The following is a 19,218-nucleotide window of genomic DNA, read 5'->3' as shown; positions in this document are numbered from 1 at the left end:
AAAAAAGGTTAAACAAAATTATTTCATTCATGGGCAAATTGGCGACCACTCACAATCAGAAGATGATTGATGAAAAATACGATTTCATTGAACAATGGTTACCGGCACGTTATACAAGTTCAGTGAATCTTATTCTAAAAGAAGATGCGAGAACGCCTGAATATATAAGACAGGTGAAAAATGAAAAAATGTACGACGAAAAAGTAATAGACGCCCTCTACAAAGTAGCCCTCCTCAATAAACTACAAGTGGAAACCTGAAATTGATCTCCTCCCAAATCTTATCAAAAATACTCATCTCCCCCAAGTAGTTTTATTGATAAGTACATCCTAATATATACAAAGAACTTTTTTTGAGTTGCATGGCTGTTATTATGTAGCCGTAAAACTCATATCTATTCAGTTTTAATTATAACACAATATGAGCTATGGAAGAAAATACAATTGTAATTACAGAATGTTTCAAATGTGGAACACGATATCAAAACCATTTTAACGCATCACCCTGTTGCAAATCCATCATGATGAAAGTAAATGAAAAGGGGGAGCGTACAACAATAGCATACCTAAATTCCTTTTCTATCCCCAAACCAGAGGAACCCAAAGAAGAAATAAAATAAAAAAAAATAATTTTGGGCAATAAAATGAAGCCTTATGTGTTTTTAAATAGGTTTAATATGAAAAAAATAAAAATTGAAAAAGTTTGCAAAAAGATTTGATCGTTTGGTAGGGAAAACAAAGAGAGAAATCATCACAAAATTTGGAGAAAGCTATGTGTATTCGGATGATGGTCTATATTACACACTCAATCGAACATGGTTTACAAAAGGAATTACTTTATCTGTGAAATTTGATACACAGGAAAAGGTAGAGAAAATTGATATTCTTGAAAATGACAAAGCTATACTTCCTTATATTTTTAGTTTATCAGATTCGTACAATCAATACAAAATTTTGGATAGTACGAACCAGATAGGAAAAAAGGAGTTGAATTAGTTTGATGCCTATCAATTTTTATAACTGAACACAAAAATAAAAACCTCTGATCTTTCGGAGGTTTTTTTGTGCTTACAACCAAAGGAATTTAGCTTTCTATACCAAACAAAAATCCCTTTCCGAAAAAAGAGAAAAGGGATCCAACAGCTAAATTAAAAAAAGTTTATACAATAAACAGAGACGCGATGGCTTGTGCATCACTCCCTGTTAGAATTTCATCATAAGAGGCAGATCCTGCCGCAGCTCCGAACTTTGTCGAAGTATTGAAACCAGCCTGGTTGATATTATCTTCCCCTGCATACACAGGATTGGTTGCAGAAGGCATATTTCCACCATTGGCAAGCTCTATCCAGCCTTTGTTGGCTCTCATTCTTCGTACTTGTGAAGCATGTCTTGCTTCCACAGAATGTATTTGTAAGGCAGCTTGAAGAACTACTTTATTAGACATTACATTTCCAGCCTGTCCTTTATAGGCTCTTACTCCGGTGTCTTCAAAAGCCTGAGCAAGAATTAAAAACTGACTGTAATCCGTAAAAGGAGTAAAATTTCCTCCTGCTGTAAAATCAAAAGTAGGTTTTGCTCCCGGAGTTACCCCTAAAGAAGTCAATGTATTTTTTAAAAAGGTAACGTGGGCAGATTCATGCTTTGAAATCTGCATAAAAACAGCTCTGTCCGCAGTTGGGATCAAGGTTCCTGCAGCCAAACCCATAGCGTAATATTCATTTTCCAGATATTCCAGTACTAAAGCTAATTGTAAGGCATCCGTTAAAACAGATTTAAAAAATGTAGTATTCGTAGTTGACGCTGTAGTTTCTGCTTTTGCAGGAGTTGTCATTAATGCGCCCAATCCAAAAGGAACAGCTGCAACGGCTGCTTTTTTTCCGAATCCTGAAATATCAGTTAAGGTATCTAATCTTGATGCTTCTTTGGTGAAAAATTTATCATCAGAAAGCTTATCTAGTAATTTAAGAATGTTCATAATGTAATTTTTTGAAAATGAATACGAGTTAATTAATTCCTTGCTCTTTCCATGTGAAAGGAGTTTTGATAAATCCTCCTGCAACTGCTACAATATCTTTAGGCTCTTTGGCAAGATCCAGTCCGTTGGCATCAATCACATCATCGCCTGAAAAAGCTGCTGTTCCGGGATTAATCAGATTTCTTATGGCAGAAGCATGTCTCGCTTCTACAGAAACTATTTTCCCGGCGATAACCAAATAATCAGGATTTGTAATGTATTTTCCGGCACCGTTGTAGGCTGCAACTCCCGTATCTTCCAACGCTTTTGCAGTGGCAAGCACAGAATTTCGGTCATTAAAATTTACATTAGGATACTGAAACTCCAGGGTCGGCAAAACATTGGATGTCGCTCCACTGATGGCCGCTTTAAAAAAATCTCTGTGAATCACTTCATGATGGTAAAGATCTGTGAAGATCTCCATTTCTACGCTGGAAATTCCAGAATAAAAGTTGTTCACTACTTTAGTATAAAAATCGGCTTCCAGCTGTTCCAGTGCATAGGCGTAATTCAAAACACCTACATCACCCATTCCTAAATCGAAAACATTGGTGTTTTCCATGAAATCATACTCGTTATCATCACAACCAATAAGTGTAAGTCCTGCTATTGCTAAGCCTACACCGCTTAGTTTCAAAAAATTTCGTCTGCTTGTATCAAGACTTGCGCCCTGATTGGAGACATTAATGGTTCTTTTCATAATATTATTCTTTTAGTGTTAGGTAAATTTTATGTCTACAATGTGTTTTTACTGAGTTAAAAAGAAAAACAGCATAAAGATTATGCTGTTTGAAAAACTTAAAAATTATGGCATCAACACTGTATCAATCACATGAATAACTCCGTTAGATTGGTTTACATCCGCTATCGTTACTTTTGCGTCATTTCCTTTAGCATCTCTTACATAAAGATTTTTTCCTTTTGTCCAGAAAGTAAGATCTTCACCTTCAACAGTTTTCATCATTGCTTTTCCGCCTTTAGCTTTTACAGCTGCCCAGATTTCTTTAGCGTTGTATTTTCCGGCAAGAACGTGATAGGTTAAAATTTTAGTCAACGTAGCTTTATTCTCAGGTTTTACTAAATTCTCAACCGTTCCTTTAGGAAGTTTTGCGAAAGCCTCATCGGTAGGTGCTAAAACGGTGAAAGGCCCTTTTCCCTGTAACGTTTCTACAAGTCCGGCTGCTTTTACGGCTGCTACCAATGTTTTGTGATCTTTAGAATTTACTGCATTCTCAATAATATTTTTAGAAGGATACATGGGGGAGCCACCTACCATTACTGTTTTTTCTTTCATATTCTGTGCTGAAACATTTCCACTGAAAGCAAAAGAAAGAGCTATCATTCCTAAAACTGCGATTTTTGATGTTGTACTCATTGCTGTAATTTTTTAATTGTTATTGAATTTGATTTTGTTCTTAAAACCATTTACGAGCTTGGTTTTGATTCGGTTTTAAAATTTTAATTAAAAAATCACAATGTTTTGAAAATCAGTTTATTAATTTTTTTTAAGTTGAAATAAATAATTTGTAATTAATAATTTCTTAATGTTTTGTTTAAATTGTTTGAAAATTGAAATAATTTTAAAAATTTGTTTGCCATTAATTTTATTTCATTACATTTGGATTGAAAAATATCCATTATTAAAACAATTTATTCCGAAGAGCAGCTCATCGTTTTACTGAAAGAAAAAAACGAAACCGGTTTTCATTATTTATATGATAATTATTCCGGTGCGTTGTATGGGGTGATTCTTCGAATTGTTCATTCTAAAGAATATACGGAAGAGATTATTCAGGATGTTTTCGTTAAAATCTGGAATTCCGTTCATCAATACGATTCTTCAAAAGGAAGATTTTATACCTGGATGATCAATATAGCAAGGAATACGGCGATAGATTACTTAAAATCAAAAGGTTTTCAAAACGAATTGAAAAACCAACCGCTTCCGGATTTCGTATATAATTCTACAGAACTTTCAACGACTAATAATTCATCGGATTATATTGGGTTTACTAACGTGCTTGAAAGTCTGGAAGTTGACAAACAGGAACTTATCGATCTCGCCTATTATCAGGGATATACTCAAAATGAAATATCCGATAAACTGAAAATACCGCTGGGAACGGTAAAAACCAAGATGCGGAATGCTCTGATGAAATTAAAAGATTTGCTAAAAGATTATCAATAAATTGAACACTAAAGAATACATATCATCCGGAATTATAGAATCTTATATTCTAGGTCTTGCTTCTCCCGAGGAAGCAGGGATTTTGGAGTGTGTGATGAAGAACAATGCAGAAGTAAAGGCAGCTTTTGAAGAAGCGCAAAAAACCTTGGAAGACCTTGCGACTGCACAGGCAGTGACACCTCCGGCAGATTTAAAATCAAAGATTTGGAATAAAATTCAACAGGAACAAACTGTTGAGCCAATACAATCTGCTGTTTCTACCGATATTCCTGCTGCAAAACCACAGGAAGAAATTAAAATTCAAGGAAACAATAACTGGAAAGCATTTGCGATGGCAGCTTCGGTATTGTTTTTAGTAAGTGTTGCCGGAAATCTTTTCTGGATAAACGACCAGTCTAAAACAAAAGCAGAAATTGCAAAAATGCAGACTGAGAAAAAAACTCAGGATTTTGCGATGCAGAAAATGAATCAGAAAATGGAAATGATTTCCAATCCTGATATGAAAATGGTAATGCTGAAAGGGGTGGAAAAACATACTGATTCCAAAGCTATGGTTTTCTGGAACACCAAAACAAAAGAGGTCTATCTGAATGCTGAAAGTCTACCAAAAGCTCCGGAAGGAATGCAGTATCAGCTTTGGGCAATCGCAGACGGAAAACCCGTGAGTGCCGGAATGTATACGGAAGATAAAGACAGTAAAATTGCCCTTGCCAATATTCCTAAAGCTCAGGCTTTTGCTATCACATTAGAAAAGCAAGGGGGAAGTAATGTTCCTACTATGGAAAATATGTATGTGATGGGTGGAGTGTAGATTATAATTTATTACATTTTAATTATAAAAATAAACCACTGCAATTAAGCGGTGGTTTTCATTTTATAAATGCATTCAGAATTATTTTTTTGTATTTAATTATTCTGAAAGCTTAAAAGTAAATTCGTTTCTAGGATCGCTTTTATAAGCGTTCTTTTGGGTAGTTGGTGAAATTCCAAATAGGGGAGAATAGGTTTTCACTTTGACAGTTTTGTTATCGGGATAGAATTCAATAATTCTAAGCCAGCCGTCGCCTCCGTTACCATCGCGGTGACCACCACCTTCGCTTTGCATATCAAAAAGCATTTGATTTACGTTTTTCCCAAAGCTGTTAGTGTCGGTACGGAACCCTTCACCGGAAATATGACCGCTTAGTACCAACTGCATATTTTGAGACGGCTGTATCAGCTTTTCCCATATCTGTTCTCCATTATTAGATTGCGGAAGTACGATAGATTTAGATTTTTGAGGAACATTATTGACTAAAAAGGGCTCATACATGAACCATGAGTTTTCTTTATCCGTTCGTTTGTCTTTCTCACTCAGGAAAGCATGGGTTATTAAGATGGATCTGTGGTTTTTGTATTGAGGCATCTCCAAGACTTTTTTAGCCCATTCTAAAGTTTTATCTCGTGGTGCAAATTCAAGGCTGACAAATAAGTAGTCCAATCCATTTAATCCTTTTAGTTCCAAAACCGAATTTTCCATGCTTGGAGCACCGGCATCATTGAAAAAGTTTTGTGCTAAATGTTTTTGGTTTAAATTGTTAAAGTTGGAAGGGAAAAACTCATTATAACGAGAAAATCTTCGTCCTTCATTATTGATGCTGAAGTCATGATTTCCGGTGGCAGCTACATAAGGAACTTTTCCATTCAGCCTTCCCATGATAGACTGGATTGCTTTCCATTGGTCGTCTGCACTTTGATCGCCGTCATATCCCTGATTAAGAATATTATTGTGTTCCACCAAATCACCAACCTGACAGACCATTTTAATATTAAGGGTCGAGATATTATCCTCGATCCATCGTTCCATCAAATCTAAAATAGGTTGATTTTGGTTCCATTTCACATAGTTTTGGGTATCCGGAATGAGGATGATACTCCATGATTTTTCATTGTCTAGTTTTGGAGCCTGAAATTTTTCTTGTGCGAAAAACACTGCAGAAAGCAGTAATAAGAGTAATGATATATTCTTTTTCATAAAATTCTTTTATATAGCTTAATATCCTGGGTTTTGTTTTAATGAAGGATTGGCGTCCATTTCCGATTGCGGTATCGGCCAATATTCATCTTTGTTTACTTTGTAGACTACCTGTTGCGTGGTAAAATAGGTGGAAGCTTTTGGATGATTGTAGACGGGATTGGCGCTTTCATCAAAACTTGAAATTGCAGATTTTGTCCAGTTGTTTGCGTTACGGTTCAGGTATAAATATCCGTTCATTACAGTGTTGGCAATTCCCCAACGTCTTATATCGTACCATCTTAATCCGTCATTCGCCAATTCTACTTTTCTTTCATATCGAAGGGCTTTTCTCAGTTCAGTTTGCGAAAGACCATTAGTTAAAACCGGCATTTTTGCGCGTGCTCTAATTTGATTAATCACATCATAAACGGAATTATCTAACTCATTCAGTTCAATTTTTGCTTCTGCATAGATCAGCATTAATTCAGGTAATCTGAAAATTCCAACATTTAAATCTGAATTTCCACTTACGGAGGTAGAATTAAAGTCTGCAATATCAACAACTTTTCTCCATAAGTAACCGCTGAATGAGCGATAAGCATTGGTAGCATCTGCATTGGCAACCTGAGTGGGAGCTCCACCGTTTACAACAGTCCAATAGTTGTTTACTTTTGAAAAAGCTGTGTTAGGTTCAAATTGATATCCGAGGTATCTAGAATGCGGTCTTACAGCATACATATCAAGACGGGGATCTCTGTTTTTGAACGGGTTTGTTTCGTCATATAATGGAGATTCTGTTATAGACAAACCGTCGGTCATTTCATAAGAATCAATAAGATTTTGAGTAGGTCCCCAATAGCAAACTCCTTTACCCAAACGGGATGCTGAATAATACTGTTGATTATGCAGATATCCTGGGACATTGATGTTATATTCTGCAACCCAGATCCATTCTTTACTCCCCGAAAAACCGCTATGTCCAAATATATTACTAGGATCAGGTTCTCCTACGGTATGGTCTTTACCTGCATAGTTCACGGAAGAATTAAAAGCCGTTAAACTATGAACTCCTGCTGCCAAATCTAGTGCCTGTTTTGAAGTCGCTGCTGCGGCTGCATATTGTTTTGAATAAAGTTCAACTCTTGCTTTCAACATTAAGGCTGCAATACGCGATGCACGTACATTTCCAAACTGCGATTGTGATATTGGAAGCTGTGGGGCAACTGCTCCAAGTTCTTCGATAATGAATTTCTGAATTTCTGTAATTGGTGTTCTTGGAACATTTGCATTATCAAGGGTTACTGTTGATTTTACCAATGGAACATCCCCATAAAGCTCAATCAGTTGAGAATAACAATAAGCACGAATAAATCTTAATTCTGAACCGAGCTCTTGCTTTTGTGCCTCGGTAAGCCCCGGAATATCATTTAATTTGTCTAATACGGCATGACATCTTGCAATTGTTTTATAATGAATTTCCCAAGGTTTTATAGCTAATGCATTGGTCGTGGTGATAGAACTTGTGATAGGAGAGGTATAGTTGGTTCCCGGTCTTGCATATCCGATATCTGTGATATTATCCATCACATGCCAAATAGGAGTACTGGCTGCATCTAAAGTGCTTAAGTTTCTATAAGCGGCAAAAAGCCCCATTTTGCCTTCTTCGTAAGAAGCTGGAAAAGTTCCTGATGTGGGACCGTTCAGAGGTTGTAAATCCATATCGGCGCTTGTACACGCAGTGATGATGAATAATAACGATATTTTTATAAGGTTTTTCATTGTTTTGTAATTAGAATTTAACGTCAATACCGAAAGAGAATGTTTTTACTTGTGGATAATAGTTTCCGCCTCCCAGGGAAACACCATCAGTACTTCCTGCGTTATAATTTATTTCAGGGTCATATCCTTCGTAGAATTTTGTAAAAGTCAACAGGTTTTGTCCATTGAGATAAATGTAAACACTCGTGAGGAATGTGTTATCAATAAAGGATTTTGGCAGTTCATACCCAATCTGTACATTTTTAAGACGGGTGTAAGCGGCGCTTCTCATCCACATAGTGGAGTTTTGTGTATTATTGGTAGAAGTAAGGGAAACACGCGGATATTTGGCATCAGTATTTTCAGGAGTCCAGTAATCAAGTTGCCAAGGTTTCACGGCACTTGAGTTAACTGCAGGAATTGAGTAGTGTGAATCTAAGTAACCATCTGCTTTTCCAACTCCCTGAATTAATGCTGATAATTTGAAGCCTCTCCAAGAAAACCCCATATTGAAACCATATGTATATCTGGGAACTGTACTTCCGATGATAGCTCTGTCGGCATCTGTAATTTTTCCGTCTCCAATAGGATTGCCATTAGCATCAAAAGCTCCGGCAATATCTTTGTATCTGATATCTCCCGGTTTTAGAGTTCCAAACTGTGTGGGACCTGCATCAATTTCTGCCTGATTTTGATATAAACCGTCAGCAATAAACCCATAAATGGAATTTACAGAAGAACCCACTTGCTGACGAAGTATTGTTCCTGAAGACTGGCCTTTCATATCAAGGATTTTATTATTAACATCGGAAAGATTGAAGCCCAGATTCATTTTAAAATCTCCCCATTTTTCATTGTATTGTGCGCTTATTTCCCAACCCTTATTGCTTACTGTTGCAGCGTTTTGTATCGGAGGTTCTAAACCTGTAAGTTGAGAGGTGTTTAATCGTAAAAGAATTCCGTCAGTTTTTTTATCATACATATCAAAGGTCAGATCTAATTTCTTCCATAAGGATACATCAAGACCAACTCCGGACATGGTGGTTTCTTCCCATTTTAAATCAGGATTAGACATGATCAATTGCTGTATCGTTTGATACACCTGTCCGTTCATAGAAGTACTTCCCAATGATAACGGTTCTGAAAAAGGATAGTAAGAAGAGCTGATATTCTGATTTCCTAGTTTCCCCCAAGAACCTCTTAATTTTAATTGACTGATGGTTCCTTTTAAATTTTCGAAAAAGTTTTCTCTTGAAACAACCCAACCCGCAGAAAAGGACGGGAAAACCGCCCAACGGTTTTTGCCAATAAATCTTGACGTTCCATCATATCTTACATTGGCTTCAAATAAATATTTTTGATTGTAATTGTAATTGAATCTGCCAAAAGCAGAAACTAATAACCATTCGTATTCTGAACCTCCGTTATCTTTCGTTTCATTGTCCGCACCGGCATCTAAGACTTCATAATTATCATAGAGAAAATCTCTTCTGTATCCGGATAGTATTTTTTCATCATACGTTTCTCTTGAAGCGCCGGCAAGAAGTTCAAAACTGTGTTTCCCAAATTCTTTTTTTGCATTTGCCTGAAACTGATACGTCCCATAAAACTGACGTCTTGCAGATTCTGTAAGTTCAGTAAAAGTATTGGCTGCACCAGCTTCGGATCCGTCTTCATAATAGGTATTTACACTTTTTCTGAAAAGATGGATATTGGTAGTGACATATCTTGGAGCGACAAGTCCTTTTAACGTTAACCAACTCGTAGGTTGATAAGAAACATTTAAATTTCCGAAAAATTCCAGATTATTTTGCTTGCGATTTCCTCCGTCTTCGATGAAACCGACCGGATTTATTTTTACCCATCCATCAGAATAATTACTCCCATAATAGATCGGGATATTGGTAGGCATTCTCCCGAGATAGTTCCAGATCGTGGCCTCGTCAGCAATTTGTTTTCTGTCTTTGTTGACTACCGATAGATCTAATTTGATATTCCACTGATCATTTGGAGTAATATCCATATTATTACGGAAAGTAAACCTTGTAAAATCGGTGTTTTTTATAATACCTTCCTGTTTTGCATACCCAAATGATGGAGTTACACTTATAATTCCTGATTTTGCAGACAGTGAAAAATAATGGTCCTGTAAATATCCGCTTCCCTGAAGAATAGCCTTTTGCCAGTCATAGTTGCTCGGGTTTTTATTATAAGCAGTCAAAAAAGTATTGATTGCTTCGTCACTGTAGATTTTGGTACCGTTGTCATTCATACTTGCATCGTTGAACACCTTCATATAAGTAAGCCCATCGGTAACTTTTGGGATTGCCGTAGCCATTTGCCATCCTGTATATACTCTGTATTGTGCAGTAAGCTTATTCCCTTTAGCACGTTTTGTGGTCACAAGAATGACACCATTGGCTGCTCTTGAACCATAAATGGCAGAAGAAGCGGCATCTTTAAGAACAGAAATAGACTCAATCATGTTAACATCAATGTCGTTCATATTTCCTGCAACACCATCAATGATAACAAGCGGATTGCTGTCAGATCCTCCGAAACTGTTGATTCCTCTGATTCTGATATTTCCGGCATCACCACCGGGAGCTCCTGTTTGTGTAGTAACGGTGACACCAGCTGCAAGACCCTGTAAAGCATTCCCTGCCGATAATACAGGTTGCCCCTCGGTTACTGAACCTTTTACAACAGATACCGAACCTGTTATTATTGATTTCTTTTGGGTGCCGTATCCAACCACGACCACTTCTTCTATTTTTTTCTCCTGTTGGTTCAGAGTGTCTTTTTTGGGCTGTATATCATTTTCCACAAAAGAAGCACTGGCTGATTTTCTTAGAGTTATCGTGTTATTCTGAATTTGGTAATCTAATGGAATGCTCTTTTTTAAATATTCTAAACTTTGCTGTAATGAAGAGTAGTTGATTTTGCTCTCATCTACCCAAATATTTCTAAAATCTGAAGCAGAATAAAAAAACTTCGTTTTGGTAGATTTTTCTAATTTTTTAATTATCTGGACAAGAGGAACCTGCTTTTGAGTATTGGTTATAGGCAGGTTAGCCTGGGTTTGTGCATAATTATACACCGGTAACCCTACAGCTACGAGTAAAGCAATAGAAATTGCAGTTTTTTTCATAAATTTGATGAGTTAATTATTATTCTTTAGCGAATTTTGAATTAATACAAGCACTGATAACGCCACATTATTAGTGCTGTTTTATTTTAATAGAGGATTATTTCTTGGTCATTCTTGAATGTTGTTTTTAGGTTAAAAGGATAATTTATAATCGAAAGAATTTCTTTAAGATTTCCTGAAAAAGAACCTGATACTTGGTTTTTAGCAATTTTTCGGGGATAGGTAATGTGAGTTCCATACGTGTTTTCTATTTCCACTATGGCATCTTCGAAGGTTGTATTTTCAAAGGTGAAAGATTTTGCCGTGCTTATTGCGTAATAATGGAAATCACTTTTGGTAGGAGAAGTGCTCCAGTTTTCATTCGGCAGAAGATAAGTTAGTTTTCCTTTGTGCTCTATCTTTACTTTACCTTCAAGCAGCTTTACCTTTTTTTCATCCGATCGCTGATCGACGGAAAACTTTGTTCCCAATACCTCAACACTAAAATCACCTGCATTCACGATGAAAGGTTTGGATTTGTCTTTAGCAATAGAAAAAAAACCTTTCCCTTGAAAGGTTACCTTTCTGAAGCGTTCTCCAAAATCTTTACTTAGGGATAATGTACTGTGAGGTTCTAAAGTAATCATACTATTATCAGATAATCTGAAGGTCTTAGATGACTCATTGGTTCGCAATACGAGTACTGTTAACTCACTTTTCGTTTCTTTTATAGCAACATCTTTATAGAAAAACAGGATTCCAAACAAAGGCAGCAAAACAGCAGCAACAGTTCCCCAATAGTATTTTTGTCTACGCTTGCTCCTAATTTTCCCTTCTATTCCTCGCCATATTCTGGAATCTGTTGCAGAATCCATTTCCTGTTCCTCAGCAGAGACAGTCTTCCAGGTTTTTTCAAAATGTTTTTGAGAATCTTTCATACAATTATACTTACGCAGTGATATAAAAATATCCACCCCTAAGAGGTGGATTTAATAATTTGTTTATATGAGTTAATATTCCGTTAAAATAGATTTAGATTGGTCTTTATGTATCGGATAACTTTATTGACCTGTTTTTCTACAGCTGTTTTTGAGATGTTGTTTTCTTTTGCAATCTGAGAATAACTTATTTTTTCCAGTTTATTTTTATAAAAAAAAGTTTTGCTTCTTTCCGGAAGTTCTTCCAGCAGAATCTCTATTTTTTTCAATTGTTCCTCTTTAAATTCATGATCTCTCTTTTCTGAATCGGCTGCATCTTTTATCAAACTTTCATCAGTGTAAGAGAAGAGCATTTTATTCTTTCTGTAATAATTGGAAACTTCCTGTTGGGCGGTTTTAAAGATGATGGCTTCTAAATTTTGTGGATTTCTCAGAGAGGAAGAATGTTTCCAAAGATGTACAAAAGTCTCCTGAACAACATCTTCAGCATCTTCCATACTTGAAATAAACTTTTTGACAAAAAAGTATACTTGATGTTTGTAATCTAAATATATTTTTTTAAAATGTTCCATTAGTAAGAACCGAACGGTTTCAGTAAGTCACAAAAATACTCAATTGGAAACGGGTCAATATCAAGTATATATTAATTTTAAGCCAGGGTATTTTAAATTATTCTTTCTTTGCTTAGTCATGAAATCTAACTTTTAAAAAGTATATTTATAAAATATTGCAGAGAAATACGCAATTTTAATGAAATGAAAAACTTTAATGATTTAACAACCTACAATAAATATCTGAATCTTTCCACACCTTTACATCCACTGATGGACAGTAGAGTTTGTAAACAAGCGATTCCGAATTTTCCGAAGACGAGTAAAGAAATTCAGGTTGATCTTTTTAAAATATCATTAAAGAAAAATTTCACAGGAGATATTAATTATGGAAATAATAAATATCACACAGAAAATGGTTTAATGCTGTTCAGCGAACCCGGACAAGTGGTTTCCTGGGATAGTCTTACCTTTTGGGATGGCTATGCCTTTGTTTTTCATCCGGATTTGATCAAAAAAAATCCTGTTTACAATAAAATCAAGCAGTATAAATATTTCAGCTATGAAATAAATGATGCTCTTTTTATGACCGAAAAAGAAGAAGAAACAATCACCTGGCTTTTTACAAAAATACATTATGAACTGCTTGAGAATAAAAACAATGCCAATATCGATGTGATTTTATCGTTGCTGAATGTGATTCTTACCTATGCAGAGCTTTTTTACGAAAGACAGTTTAAAGAAAGATCTTTAGATACCATTTCCGTCACTTCAAAAATAAAAACGCTTTTACAGGAGCATTATCGTGATCTTTCAAAGCCGGTTCAGAACATTCCGACCGTTTCCCAAATTGCAGAAAAACTTCATCTTTCTTCCAATTACCTTACCGATCTTGTACGTTCAGAAACAGGGAAAAGTACAATCAGTATCATCCACGATTTTGTCGCTGAGCAGGCAGAGATTTTATTACTTCAAACCGATTTGAATATCAGTGATGTTGCATTCCGGTTAGGATTTGGTAATGTGCCTTATTTTTCACGGTTTTTTAAAAAGGTTAAAGGGGTTTCCCCAACAGAAGTCAGAAATCAGAGAAAAGGATAACGTATTCCCCGATTTGTGTTAAAAATCAAAAGTCTGTCCGATTAATTTTGAACAGACAAATAATTTGTGTCTTAAACATTCCATCATTTAAAATTATTACTATGATTTTTACAACACAGAAAATAACCGAAAGCTATTGGAAAATAGCTATCAATCATCCTCCGGTAAACGTATTCGACCCAGAATTCTCGGTTCAGCTAAGAACATTAATGGATGAATTGGAAGCCAACGAAAACCTGAAAGTGGTGGTTTTTGAAAGTTCCAACCCAGAATTTTATGTTGCTCACGCAGAACTGGTCAATATTTTTGATTTTCCAAAAGGTGAAGGAAAAACTGGACTTTCAAAATCTTGGCCTGATGTTGCTAAACGTCTCGAACAGGCTCCGTTTGTAAGTATTGCATCGATCAGAGGAAGAGCGAGAGGGTTGGGTAGCGAATTTATTCAAGCTTTTGATATGCGTTTTGCAAGTAAGGAAAAAGCATTTTTCGCACAACCAGAAATCGGAATCGGTTCTTTTCCTGGTGGTGGTGGATTGGAGCGTCTTCATTTGTTGACAGGTAAAGCCAGAGCTTTGGAGATTATTCTGAGTGGCGATGATTATGATGCCCAAACTGCCGCTGATTATGGTTGGATTAATCGAGCATTTCCGGATAATGAATTGGATATTTTCGTAGAAAACTTGGCAAAAAGAATCGACTCATTTGATTTGAAAATCATCAAGAAAATAAAGGCAACGATGAATGAAAGGGTGATTATTCCAAAAAATGAACATATTATGGAAACGCAAATAGCCTTCTTCGCATCATTAACAGAACCTGAAGCAAGAACCAGAATTAAAAAACTGTTAGACCAAGGACTACAAACTTATGGCGATGTTGAACTAAATCTTGGAAAATATTTATAATTAAATGAAAGCATTAATCATCAACGGTCATATCAAATGGCCACAAATTGCAGAAGGAAATCTCAACAAAACGATTTTCGAAAAAAGTAAAACTATCTTTGAGGAAAAAGGCTACGAAATTCTCGAAACAGTTATCGATAATGGCTACGAAATTCCACAGGAAATCGAGAAATGGGTAAACGCAGATTTTCTACTTCTTCATTTTCCGATTAATTGGTTTGGAATGCCTGCTAAAACAAAAGATTATATCGATAAAGTTTTGATGAGCGGTTACGGAAAAATCTACGCCGGAGATGGTAGAAATAATGGCGGAAATTACGGTTCAGGTGGACTTCTGCAAAGCAAAGGAATGATTGTCAATACCTGGAATGCGCCCGAAGAAACGTTTGGAAACTCAGGTCAGCTGCTTGAAGATTTCTCAATGGAAAAATTTACAAAGCCTTTCACGGCAACGCTTCAGTTTCTAGGCGTTCAGCCATTGCCAACTTTTGCGTTCTATGATGTTTTTAAAAATCCAAATATAGAACAAGAGCTATCTTCATTTGAAACACATCTGAAAAATAATATTTAAGCTTAACTTAATAAGTCGGAAGAAAACTCTTCCGATTTTTATTTTTTAAATTTGATAATGACTAATAATCTTATTGAACCAAATTTTTAAATTCAATTAAATATGGAAAAAATCAATCACTATAAAAGTATCGTAGAGTTGCACGAGAAAAGCGGTTTTGAACCTCCGAAGAATCCTCTTTTGAGTTTGATGACCTGTAAAGAATTAATGACCTATTCTGTCGGCGAAGACCGATTTACAGGAGATTTTTATATGATTGGTTTAAAGAAAATCAAGTCTGGTTACGTGTTGTATGGCAAAACCAAGTACGACCACAATAATGGCTCGGCGGTTTTTATGAAACCCAGACAAATCATTGAAGTTCGTAATGTGCAGTTTGCCGAAAAAGGGTTTGTGATGTTTTTCCACGAAGATTATCTTTCGGGGCATCCGCTGAATGAGCAAATCAAAAAATACGGTTATTTTGAATATGAAATTAATGAAGCGCTTCACATTTCGCCTTCGGAAGAAGTGATTATGTGGGAACTTTACGAGAAAATCAGAAGAGAGTACGAGGAAAACTCTGACGAATTCAGCAGGGAAATTATTCTGTCACATATCGATTCAATTTTAAAATATTCTGACCGTTTTTACAAAAGACAGTTCATAGACCGAAGCCCAAATGTTTCAGGAAGTATGGTTAAAAAATTCCTGACGGTTCTGGATGATTATTTCAAAGCCAACAAACACATTGAAGATGGTTTGCCAAACGTTAATTTTATGGCTGGAGAGCTTGCAGTTTCTCCCCGTTATCTCAGTGATATTCTGAAACAGGAAACTGGAAAAACAGCGTTGGAACACGTTCATATTTATTTAATTAAAGAAGCTAAAAATCTGTTGCTGAGTTCGGAAAGCAACGTTGCAGGAATTGCTTATGATTTAGGTTTTGAAAGTCCGTCTTATTTTACCCGATTATTCAAAAAAGTGGTTGGGGTAACGCCTGTTCAATATAAAAAGGAAGCGGTTAAATAATATTCAAATATTAAAAACTGAACTTTTTTACAAACTAACATTGAGCTTTTTTACAAAGTCTGTCTTTCATTTCTCCTCTAATTTTGTACTATAAATTTTTAGAAATGAAAACAGTAAACAAAATTTACATCAATGGTGAGTTTGTAACGCCTAACGGAACTGAAACTTTAGACTTAATCAATCCCTCTAATAACCAAAAAATAGGAGAGATTACTTTGGCTGACGAAGTTGATACCCGAAATGCCATCACGGCAGCAAAAGAAGCTTTCAAAACCTTTTCAAAATCTACAGTAGATGAGCGAATTTCTTACCTTGAAAAACTGAAAACAGCAGTAGAAAATAAAAAACAGGAACTTATCGACGTGATGATTGAAGAATATGGAGGCAGCAAACAGTTTGTCACTTTAAGCAACAATAACACCAACAGTTGGTTCGATTCAATGATAGAATCTATCCGAAATTTTGAATTTGAACAAACCATTAATTCTTCAAAAGTCCTTTTACAGCCAGTTGGTGTTGTAGGAATTATCACTCCCTGGAATGCCAGCAACAGTTCGGTTTGCAGTAAAGTTGCGACTGCAATTGCTGCAGGTTGCACAGTAGTTATCAAGCCAAGTGAAATGAGCGGTTTGCAGACTCAGGTGTTGATGGATGCCTTTCACGATGCGGGTTTGCCAAAAGGAATTATCAATTTTGTAACAGGGTTGGGCAATGTAGTCGGAACTGAATTAACCATTAATCCTACTGTTTCAAAAATCTCTTTCACAGGTTCTACGGCGGTTGGAAAACTCATTGCGAAAACAGCGGTCGATACCATGAAAAGAGTGACTTTGGAATTAGGTGGAAAATCACCCAATATTATTTTGGATGATGCTAATCTTGAAGAAGTGATTCCGACAGCGATTTTTGGAGCGTATATGAACAGCGGACAAGCTTGTATCGCGCCAACGAGACTTTTGGTTCCTGAAAATCAAATCGATAAAGTGAATGAAATTGCCAAAGCAACCGCAGAAAAAGTGGTGGTAGGATTACCTCAAAATGATACCACAAATTTGGGACCGATGGTGAGTGTAAAACAATTTGAAAGAGTTCAAAACTACATCAAAATCGGATTGGAAGAAGGCGCAGTAGTTTTAGCCGGAGGTGAAGGTAAACCTGAAGGATTGGAAGCTGGAAACTTTGTAAAACCGACCATTTTTACTAATGTAAATAATAAAATGAGAATTGCTCAGGAAGAGATTTTCGGTCCTGTATTGTCTATTATTCCTTATGAAACGGAAGAGGAAGCGATAGAAATTGCAAACGATACGCCTTACGGTTTGGCGGCTTATATCAGTTCTTCTGATGTGGAAAGAGCTCAAAAAGTAGCTTCACAGATTGATGCGGGAAGAGTTTGTATCAATGGCTTTAAGCACGATCCAATGGTTCCGTTTGGCGGTTTCAAACAGTCCGGAATTGGCAGAGAGTACGGAGTGTACGGCTTGGAAGCTTATCTTGAACCGAAAGCTGTGCTGCAATAATATTTTGTAAATTTGATAAAGCGTTGTTGTAAAAAATGGCGCTTTGTCTTTTAGCATTCAATCAAAATGGAAAAATCTGATATTGTCTATTCCTGCTATCACGAGGTAAGCCGAAAAGGCGAAAATTTTGTTCCTCAGCACGTCCTTGCTTTTCAAATTTCGGGGCAATTTGTGCTGTCGGACGGTCAGGAAAAATACGTTGCAAAAGAAGGAGATTTTAATTTAATTCGGAAAAATCAGCTGGTAAAATTTACCAAATGTCCGCCTGAAAATGGGAGTTTTGAAAGCCTGAATATTTACCTGAATCAGGAGGTTTTACAGAATATGGCGAAAGAATATCATTTTTCATCCAATCATTCCGAAGTTTCCAAGCCTTTGGTTTCTATCGAAGTGAATGCTGTGCTGCAGAATTACATCACATCGTTGCAGACCATTCTTGAAAACCCAAAACTACTGACCAAAGATTTTATCGACCTTAAAATTAAAGAGTTATTATTTATCTTAATCGAAACACAGCCTGAACTCAAAAATATTCTCTTCGATTTTTCAGAGCCTTTTAAAATTGACTTGGAATCTTTTATGATTCAAAATTACAAATACAACGTGAATCTCGAACGTTTTGCTTATCTCACGGGAAGAAGTTTGGCGACTTTCAAACGTGATTTTGAGAAGATTTTTCACTCTTCACCACACAAATGGATTTTACAGAAACGTCTGGACGAAGCTTATTTTTTAATGAAAGAAAAACAGCAGTCGCCTTCCGAAATCTATGTAGATTTAGGTTTTGAAGATCTTTCCCATTTTTCTTATGCCTTTAAAAAACAGTTTGGGTTTAGCCCGAAAAATATTCTGGATAAACAAACTGTTTCATAATAATTCGTTTTTAATAGTGTAATTCTGTGCTATTCTTCCGCTGAAATGAGCTACACTTTAGGCTTGAAGCAGATTTAACTTTGTATCAACAAAATGAAATAATTTTAAATCATAAAAAAATGAAAACAATTTCAGTACCCGAAAAAGAACAGCTAAGTTTTGGCACACAGAGCATTTTAGAATCTGTAGAGAAAAAAATGGGGAAAATTCCCAACTTGTATGCCACGATAGGTTATTCATCATCCGCTTTAAAATCGATGCTGGAAACCGAAGCGTCTTTGGCTCACGACTCATCGTTTACGGCAAAAGAAAGAGAAGCTATTAATCTTATCGTTTCGCAAGTCAACGAATGTGATTACTGTTTGGCGGCGCACACGACATTGGCGAAAATGAGAGGTTTCACAGAAGAAGATACACTGGAAATCAGAAAAGGAAGTTTTTCTGAGGTAAAATTAGACGCTGCGATTAAGTTGGCTCACTCCATTGCAAACAATAAAGGAAATGCAGGAAACGGAGCTTTAGAAAACTTCTTCAACGCCGGATATGACGAAAAAGCTTTGGTTGAACTGACGGCTTTGGTAGCGCTCAGAAGTTTTACCAATTATGTATTTGCCAACACTCAGATTCCTATTGATTTTCCTTTGGCACAGGCTATTTAAGAAG

Annotated in this window: 19 protein-coding genes; 11 read left to right on the top strand and 8 right to left on the bottom strand. The window is 36.1% G+C overall.

What is annotated here, in order from left to right:
* Positions 1-29 precede the first annotated feature (29 nt).
* The gene (locus tag RM51_RS18280) at positions 30-260 is read left to right on the top strand and encodes a hypothetical protein (RefSeq protein ID WP_039372974.1); all 231 of its coding nucleotides are present in this window, start codon (positions 30-32) and stop codon (positions 258-260) included.
* Positions 261-692: 432 nt separating this feature from the next.
* A complete protein-coding gene (locus RM51_RS18270) occupies positions 693-995 on the top strand; it encodes a hypothetical protein (RefSeq protein ID WP_039372969.1) in 303 nt (100 codons plus the stop codon).
* 163 nt (positions 996-1,158) lie between these two features.
* Here the strand turns inward: RM51_RS18270 and RM51_RS18265 are convergent, their stop codons facing one another.
* The 3 genes from RM51_RS18265 to RM51_RS18255 all read right to left on the bottom strand — a co-directional run bounded on the left by RM51_RS18265 (position 1,159) and on the right by RM51_RS18255 (position 3,388).
* Positions 1,159-1,974, bottom strand: coding sequence for a ferritin-like domain-containing protein (locus RM51_RS18265; RefSeq protein WP_039372966.1), 816 nt, complete (start codon positions 1,972-1,974; stop codon positions 1,159-1,161).
* 28 nt (positions 1,975-2,002) lie between these two features.
* Positions 2,003-2,713 (bottom strand): ferritin-like domain-containing protein, encoded by a 711-nt coding sequence (locus RM51_RS18260; RefSeq protein WP_039372964.1) that lies wholly within the window; start codon positions 2,711-2,713, stop codon positions 2,003-2,005.
* Positions 2,714-2,818: 105 nt separating this feature from the next.
* Positions 2,819-3,388 carry a fasciclin domain-containing protein gene (locus RM51_RS18255; RefSeq protein WP_039372962.1) on the bottom strand — a complete coding sequence of 190 codons (570 nt, stop codon included), beginning with the start codon at positions 3,386-3,388 and terminating at the stop codon, positions 2,819-2,821.
* A gap of 255 nt (positions 3,389-3,643) precedes the next feature.
* Here RM51_RS18255 and RM51_RS18250 point away from each other — a divergent pair, with 255 nt between their 5' ends.
* Both RM51_RS18250 and RM51_RS18245 read left to right on the top strand, forming a co-directional pair.
* Positions 3,644-4,201 (top strand): RNA polymerase sigma factor, encoded by a 558-nt coding sequence (locus tag RM51_RS18250; protein ID WP_316932336.1) that lies wholly within the window; start codon positions 3,644-3,646, stop codon positions 4,199-4,201.
* Position 4,202: 1 nt separating this feature from the next.
* Complete coding sequence (locus RM51_RS18245) at positions 4,203-5,012, top strand: anti-sigma factor (protein WP_039372957.1); 810 nt, start codon at positions 4,203-4,205, stop codon at positions 5,010-5,012.
* A gap of 99 nt (positions 5,013-5,111) precedes the next feature.
* Here the strand turns inward: RM51_RS18245 and RM51_RS18240 are convergent, their stop codons facing one another.
* The 5 genes from RM51_RS18240 to RM51_RS18220 all read right to left on the bottom strand — a co-directional run bounded on the left by RM51_RS18240 (position 5,112) and on the right by RM51_RS18220 (position 12,595).
* Positions 5,112-6,215 (bottom strand): metallophosphoesterase, encoded by a 1,104-nt coding sequence (locus RM51_RS18240; protein WP_039372954.1) that lies wholly within the window; start codon positions 6,213-6,215, stop codon positions 5,112-5,114.
* Positions 6,216-6,233: 18 nt separating this feature from the next.
* A complete protein-coding gene (locus RM51_RS18235) occupies positions 6,234-7,976 on the bottom strand; it encodes a RagB/SusD family nutrient uptake outer membrane protein (protein ID WP_052248568.1) in 1,743 nt (580 codons plus the stop codon).
* 10 nt (positions 7,977-7,986) lie between these two features.
* Positions 7,987-11,106 carry a SusC/RagA family TonB-linked outer membrane protein gene (locus tag RM51_RS18230; protein WP_052248567.1) on the bottom strand — a complete coding sequence of 1,040 codons (3,120 nt, stop codon included), beginning with the start codon at positions 11,104-11,106 and terminating at the stop codon, positions 7,987-7,989.
* Positions 11,107-11,192: 86 nt separating this feature from the next.
* Positions 11,193-12,023 (bottom strand): FecR family protein, encoded by an 831-nt coding sequence (locus tag RM51_RS19235; protein WP_052248566.1) that lies wholly within the window; start codon positions 12,021-12,023, stop codon positions 11,193-11,195.
* A gap of 83 nt (positions 12,024-12,106) precedes the next feature.
* The gene (locus tag RM51_RS18220) at positions 12,107-12,595 is read right to left on the bottom strand and encodes an RNA polymerase sigma factor (protein ID WP_039372952.1); all 489 of its coding nucleotides are present in this window, start codon (positions 12,593-12,595) and stop codon (positions 12,107-12,109) included.
* A gap of 183 nt (positions 12,596-12,778) precedes the next feature.
* On the opposite strand from RM51_RS18220, the gene RM51_RS18215 reads away from it, so the two are divergent.
* From RM51_RS18215 to RM51_RS18185, 7 genes are all read left to right on the top strand, one after another.
* Complete coding sequence (locus tag RM51_RS18215) at positions 12,779-13,675, top strand: helix-turn-helix domain-containing protein (protein ID WP_039372950.1); 897 nt, start codon at positions 12,779-12,781, stop codon at positions 13,673-13,675.
* Between the two features lie 101 nt (positions 13,676-13,776).
* Positions 13,777-14,580, top strand: coding sequence for an enoyl-CoA hydratase/isomerase family protein (locus RM51_RS18210; RefSeq protein WP_039372948.1), 804 nt, complete (start codon positions 13,777-13,779; stop codon positions 14,578-14,580).
* Positions 14,581-14,584: 4 nt separating this feature from the next.
* Positions 14,585-15,151, top strand: coding sequence for an NAD(P)H-dependent oxidoreductase (locus tag RM51_RS18205; RefSeq protein WP_039372946.1), 567 nt, complete (start codon positions 14,585-14,587; stop codon positions 15,149-15,151).
* 102 nt (positions 15,152-15,253) lie between these two features.
* Positions 15,254-16,162, top strand: a complete 909-nt coding sequence (locus tag RM51_RS18200; RefSeq protein ID WP_084111217.1) for a helix-turn-helix domain-containing protein — start codon at positions 15,254-15,256, stop codon at positions 16,160-16,162.
* A gap of 104 nt (positions 16,163-16,266) precedes the next feature.
* Positions 16,267-17,682, top strand: a complete 1,416-nt coding sequence (locus tag RM51_RS18195; protein WP_039372944.1) for an aldehyde dehydrogenase family protein — start codon at positions 16,267-16,269, stop codon at positions 17,680-17,682.
* 66 nt (positions 17,683-17,748) lie between these two features.
* Positions 17,749-18,555, top strand: a complete 807-nt coding sequence (locus tag RM51_RS18190; protein WP_039372941.1) for a helix-turn-helix domain-containing protein — start codon at positions 17,749-17,751, stop codon at positions 18,553-18,555.
* A 119-nt stretch (positions 18,556-18,674) separates the two neighbouring features.
* Positions 18,675-19,214, top strand: a complete 540-nt coding sequence (locus RM51_RS18185) for a carboxymuconolactone decarboxylase family protein (protein WP_039372938.1) — start codon at positions 18,675-18,677, stop codon at positions 19,212-19,214.
* The last annotated feature ends 4 nt before the right edge of the window (positions 19,215-19,218 follow it).

The organism is Chryseobacterium taiwanense, assembly GCF_000813825.1.
Taxonomy (GTDB): Bacteria; Bacteroidota; Bacteroidia; order Flavobacteriales; family Weeksellaceae; genus Chryseobacterium; species Chryseobacterium taiwanense.
This window is presented reverse-complemented; position numbering and strand designations above follow the sequence as displayed.